Annotated in this window: 6 protein-coding genes; all 6 read right to left on the reverse strand. The window is 65.9% G+C overall.

The features are described 5' to 3' along the window. Window positions 1-165: 165 nt before the first annotated feature. Window positions 166-474 carry a DUF2160 domain-containing protein gene (locus FKP22_RS20470; RefSeq protein ID WP_141289541.1) on the reverse strand — a complete coding sequence of 103 codons (309 nt, stop codon included), beginning with the start codon at window positions 472-474 and terminating at the stop codon, window positions 166-168. Between the two features lies 1 nt (window position 475). Further along, on the reverse strand, window positions 476-1,288 hold the full coding sequence (locus FKP22_RS20475; protein ID WP_141289542.1) for a carbohydrate ABC transporter permease: 813 nt from the start codon (window positions 1,286-1,288) through the stop codon (window positions 476-478). After that, window positions 1,281-2,174: a carbohydrate ABC transporter permease gene (locus FKP22_RS20480; protein ID WP_141289543.1), complete on the reverse strand. Its 894-nt coding sequence runs from the start codon at window positions 2,172-2,174 to the stop codon at window positions 1,281-1,283. The genes FKP22_RS20475 and FKP22_RS20480 overlap by 8 nt, the downstream gene beginning before the upstream one ends. Next, entirely contained in the window at window positions 2,171-3,241 is a 1,071-nt protein-coding gene (locus tag FKP22_RS20485; RefSeq protein WP_141289544.1) for an ABC transporter ATP-binding protein, read from the reverse strand. Before FKP22_RS20485 ends, FKP22_RS20480 begins: the two co-directional genes overlap by 4 nt. 1 nt (window position 3,242) lies before the next feature. Then, on the reverse strand, window positions 3,243-4,319 hold the full coding sequence (locus FKP22_RS20490; RefSeq protein ID WP_141289545.1) for an ABC transporter ATP-binding protein: 1,077 nt from the start codon (window positions 4,317-4,319) through the stop codon (window positions 3,243-3,245). Further along, on the reverse strand, window positions 4,310-5,192 hold an 883-nt coding region (gene glpD / locus FKP22_RS20495; RefSeq protein WP_141289546.1), incomplete at its 5' end, for a glycerol-3-phosphate dehydrogenase. The genes glpD and FKP22_RS20490, both read right to left, overlap by 10 nt.

Consider the following 5,192-nt stretch of genomic DNA (forward strand, 5'->3'; position numbering starts at 1 on the left):
AGGCTGGAATTCGCCATCGATCCACTTCTTCGCCTCGGCCTCGCCTGCCCAGGCGCCATGGCTGCCCAGGGCGGCCAGCGCAGCGAGCGCCAGGGTCGAAATGCGCAACTTGCTCATCATCATTTGTCTCCTCTTGTAGAACGGGTCACTCACACACGAAACTCTTCAGCCGCGCCGCATGATCAGCGCCAGCGCGCCCATCGACAACACGAAGCTGATCCACACGCTGGGCTCGCTGCCGAGCTTCAGCACCTCTGCCAACCAGCCGGCGCTGCCCACGAACGCCAGGTTGATGTAGGCCGCCGTCAGCAGCCCGATGAACAGCCGGTCGCCGCGCGTGGTGGCAATCGGCAGGAAGCCCTTGCGCATCACCGTGGGCGACTTGATCTCCCACAGCGTCATGCCGACCAGCATCAGCGCGATGCAGCAGAAAAACACCGCAACGGGTGTCGTCCAAACCATCCAATCCAGCATCTCAAACTCTCCCCATCGCAAAACCTTTGGCGATGTAGTGGCGCACGAACCAGATCACGATCGCGCCCGGCACGATGGTCAACACACCTGCGGCGGCCAGCGTCGCCCAGTCCATGCCGCTGGCGCTCACGGTGCGCGTCATCGTCGCCACGATGGGCTTGGCATTGACGCTGGTCAGCGTGCGCGCCAGCAGCAGTTCCACCCACGAGAACATGAAGCAGAAGAAGGCGGCCACGCCCACCCCCGCCTTGATCAGCGGCAGGAAGATGGTCAGGAAAAAGCGCGGGAAGCTGTAGCCGTCGATGTAGGCGGTCTCGTCGATCTCGCGCGGAATGCCCGACATGAAACCTTCCAGGATCCACACCGCCAGCGGCACGTTGAACAGCAGGTGCGCCAGCGCCACGGCGATGTGCGTGTCCATCAGGCCCACGGTGGTGTAGAGCTGGAAGAAGGGCAGCAGGAACACCGCAGGCGGCGTCATCCGGTTGGTCAGCAGCCAGAAGAACACATGCTTGTCGCCCAAGAAGCTGTAGCGGCTGAAGGCGTAGGCGGCGGGCAGCGCCACCGTCAGCGAAATGGCGGTGTTCATCGCCACGTAAATCATGCTGTTCACGTAGCCCGAGTACCAGCTCTCGTCGGTCAGGATCAGCTTGTAGTTGTCCCAGGTGAAGTGCTGCGGCCACAGGCTGAAGCTGGCCAGGATCTCCTGGTTGGTCTTGAAGCTCATGTTGACCATCCAGTAGATGGGCAGCAGCGCAAACACCAGGTAGGCGATCAGCAGCAAGGTCCGCTTCTGGAAGCGTGATTCATTCATGGCCGGTCTCCTCTTGCGCCTGGCCCACGCGCTGCATCCAGTTGTAGAGCACGAAGCAGAACAGCAGGATGATCAGGAAATAGATCAGCGAGAACGCCGCCGCCGGGCCCAGGTCGAACTGGCCGACCGCCTTCTGCGTCAGGTACTGGCTGAGGAAGGTGGTGGCATTGCCGGGGCCGCCACCGGTGAGCACAAAGGGCTCGGTGTAGATCATGAAGCTGTCCATGAAACGCAGCAGCACCGCGATCATCAAGACGCCGCGCATCTTCGGCAGCTGGATGTAGCGGAAAACCGCGAGCTTGCTGGCGCCGTCGATGCGCGCGGCCTGGTAATACGCATCCGGGATGCTGCGCAGGCCGGCGAAGGCCAGCAGCGCGACCAGCGGCGTCCAGTGCCACACGTCCATCAGCAGGACAGTGAGCCAGGCGTGCGTGGCGTTGCCGGTGTAGTTGTAGTCGATGCCCAGTTGCGCCAGGCCGTAGCCCATCAGCCCGATGTCGGCGCGGCCGAAGATCTGCCAGATGGTGCCCACGACATTCCAAGGGATCAGCAGCGACAACGCGACGATGACCAGCGTGGCCGAAGACTTCCAGCCCTGCGCCGGCATCGCCAGCGCCAGGCCAATGCCCAGCGGCAGCTCCACCGCCAGCACAGCCAGCGAGAAGCGCAGCTGGTTCCACAGCGCGGCGTGCAGGTCCTCGTCCCGCATCACCGAGGCAAACCATTCGGTGCCGACGAACACCCGCCGCTCGGGCGAGATGATGTCCTGCACCGAGTAGTTCACCACCGTCATCAGCGGCAGGATGGCCGAGAAGGCCACGCAGATGAAGACCGGCAGGATCAGGAACCACGCCTTCTGGTTCACCGGTTTTGTGGTCGCGCTCATGCCACCAACTCCTCGTTTTGATAGAAGCAGGTATGTGCGCCCACCACTTGGATGCCCAGCGCGTTGCCGACCTCGGGCCGCACGGCGTCGGGTGACAGCCGCGCCTTCAGCGACTGGCCGGCCGCTTCAATCGTCACCAGCACATACGTCCCAATATCCTGTACCTGTTTGACCTTGGCGGGCAGCGTGCCCGGTGCACCCACCACGTCCAGCCCCAGGTACTCCGGCCGGATGCCAAGCTTCAGCGCGCCAGCCGGCAAGGGCCGCGGCGCTGCCAGCGACTGGCCGGCAATCTGCAGCTGGGTGCCTTGCGACTGCGCCGGCAGGAAGTTCATGCCCGGCGAGCCGATGAAGTGGCCCACGAAGGTGTGCGCCGGCCGCTCGAACAAGGCCTCGGGCGTGCCCAGCTGCACCACCATGCCGCGCGACATCACGACCACCTGGTCCGCAAAGGTCAGCGCCTCGACCTGGTCGTGCGTGACGTAGATCAGCGTGAGCTTGAGCTCATGGTGGATCTGCTTGAGCTTGCGGCGCAGCTGCCATTTCAGGTGCGGGTCGATCACGGTCAGCGGCTCATCGAACAGCACCGCCGACACGTCCGGCCGCACCAGGCCACGGCCCAGCGAGATCTTCTGCTTCTGGTCGGCGCTCAGGCCCGCGGCGCGCATGTTCAACTGGTGGCTCATCTCCAGCATCTCGGCAATCTGGCCGACGCGCTGCTGGATTTGCGCCGCCGGCACCTTGCGGTTCTTCAGCGGGAAGGCCAGGTTCTCGGCCACGGTCATCGTGTCGTAGATCACCGGGAACTGGAAGACCTGGGCGATGTTGCGCTGCTGCGGCGTGGCCCGTGTCATGTCCTGGCCGTCGAACTTCACCGTGCCCTGCGAAGGCACCAGCAGGCCGGACATGATGTTCAGCATCGTCGTCTTGCCGCAGCCCGAGGGGCCCAGCAGCGCATAGGCGCCGCCGTCGTCAAACGTCATCTTCAGCGGCAGCAGCGCATAGTCGCTGTCCTGCTTGGGGTTGGGCCGGTAGGCGTGCGCCAGGTCGAGTTCGATCTTGGCCATGTCAGATCCCCCGGGCCGCGGGGGCCCGCAGCAGCGCGCCATCGGCACCGAACCAGTAGAGCTGTGCCGGCGAGAGGTGCAGCGTCACGTTGGCACCCAGCTCGAAGTCGTGCACGCCGGTCAGCTGCGCGACGAGTTCGCCCACGGCGGTGTGCACGTGCACAAAGGTGTCCGAGCCGGACAGCTCGGCGAGTTCGACGCGGCCCGGCAACGCAAGGTCGCCGGGGCGTGTGGTGACGCGCACCGCGCTGGCACGCAAGCCCAGCGTGAAGCTGCTCGAAGTGCCGGTGGGCAAGGTCAGCGGCCAGACTTCCTTGCCACCCACGCGCACGCCACCTTCGGCCGGCACGGCTTCTAGCAAGTTCATCGGCGGGTCGGAGAAGGCCCTTGCCACGCGCAGCGAAGCGGGGCGGTGGAAGACCTCGGCGGTGGGGCCGTATTGCAGCAGTTCGCCGGCGTCCATCACCGCGGTGTAGCCGCCCAGCAGCAGCGCTTCGGCCGGCTCGGTGGTGGCATAGACCACGGTCGAATCGCCCGCGGCGAACAGCTGCGTCAGCTCTTCGCGCAGCTCTTCGCGCAGCTTGTAGTCCAGGTTCACCAGCGGCTCGTCCAGCAGCATCAGCGGGGCGTTTTTGGCCAGCGCGCGGGCCAGTGCCACGCGCTGCTGCTGGCCGCCGGAAAGCGCGGCGGGCAGGCGGTCCAGGAAGACCTCGATGTGCAGCTTGGCGGCCAGCTCGCGCACCCGGCGGTCGATCTCTGCCTTCGGCTTGCCGCTCAATTTCAGCGGCGAGGCGATGTTGTCGTAGACCGTCATCGAAGGGTAGTTGATGAACTGCTGGTAGACCATGGCCACGTCGCGCTCGCGCACCGGTTTGCCGGTCACGTCGGCGCCGTCCACCCGCACGCGGCCGGTGGTGGGCTTGTCCAGCCCGGCCATCAGCCGCATCAGCGTGGTCTTGCCGGCTTGCGTCGCGCCCAGCAGCACGGTGACCGCGCCGGGCTTGGGCGCGATGCTCATTTCGTAAAGCCAGGTCTGCGGGCCGACCCGCTGGCTGATCTTGTCCAGCGTCAGCTGCATGTGACCCCCGCGCTGCTGGCTTGCGGCTGTTCGTTCATGTACTTCGTCATCCAGTCCAGCACGCGTTGGCGTGCGTCTTCGTTCAGGTGCAGGCCGAGCTTGCTGCGGCGCCACAGCACGTCGTCGGCGCTGCGGGCCCATTCGTGCTCGGCCAGGTAGCGCAGCTCGGCCTCATGCAGGCCAGGCGCCACCTCGGCACCCAGCTCGGCCAGCGACTCGGCCTTGCCCAGCACCAGGCCGATGCGGCTGCCGTAGGCGCGCGCCAGCCGGCGCGTCAGCTCACGTGGCAACCACGGGTGGCGCTGGCCGATGGTCTGCACCAGGCGCTCGAAATCGGTGTCCGGCCGCTGCGGTGGGCCTATCCATTCGCGCAGGTCGCCGCCGGGCAAAAAGGCACCTTCGGTCCACGGCTTGCGGCGCTCGCCCAGCATGTCGCCGACCTCGTCCGCCGCCTCTTCGGCAAGCTTGCGGAAGGTGGTGATCTTGCCGCCCCAGACTGAAAGCAGCGGCGCCGCGCCGGTCTGCGTTTCCAGCAGGTAATCGCGCGTGACGGCAGACGGATCGCCCGCCGCATCGTCCAGCAGCGGCCGCACGCCGGAGTAGGTCCACACGACTTCCTCTGGCCGCACCGGCCGCGTGAAGTAGCGGCTGGCCTGCTCGCACAGGTAGGCGATCTCGTCGGGGGCGATCTTGGCCCCGCGTGGATCGCCGTGCAGTTCCTGGTCGGTGGTGCCGATCAGCGTGAAGTCGCGCTCGTAGGGGATGGCGAAGATGATGCGCTTGTCGGGGTTCTGGAAGATGTAGGCATGGTCGTGCTCGAAGCAGCGCGGCACGACGATGTGGCTGCCCTTGACCAGCCGCAGGTGCTTGGTG

Source organism: Ideonella azotifigens, assembly GCF_006519715.1.
Classification (GTDB): Bacteria; Pseudomonadota; Gammaproteobacteria; order Burkholderiales; family Burkholderiaceae_C; genus Ideonella; species Ideonella azotifigens.

What these genes read in the sequence shown, in the direction of transcription:
- FKP22_RS20485 (WP_141289544.1), bottom strand. Translation starts at nt 3,241, where the DNA reads ATGGCCAAGATCGAACTCGACCTGGCGCACGCCTACCGGCCCAACCCC.
- FKP22_RS20490 (WP_141289545.1), bottom strand. Translation starts at nt 4,319, where the DNA reads ATGCAGCTGACGCTGGACAAGATCAGCCAGCGGGTCGGCCCGCAGACC.
- FKP22_RS20470 (WP_141289541.1), bottom strand. Translation starts at nt 474, where the DNA reads ATGCTGGATTGGATGGTTTGGACGACACCCGTTGCGGTGTTTTTCTGC.
- FKP22_RS20480 (WP_141289543.1), bottom strand. Translation starts at nt 2,174, where the DNA reads ATGAGCGCGACCACAAAACCGGTGAACCAGAAGGCGTGGTTCCTGATC.
- FKP22_RS20475 (WP_141289542.1), bottom strand. Translation starts at nt 1,288, where the DNA reads ATGAATGAATCACGCTTCCAGAAGCGGACCTTGCTGCTGATCGCCTAC.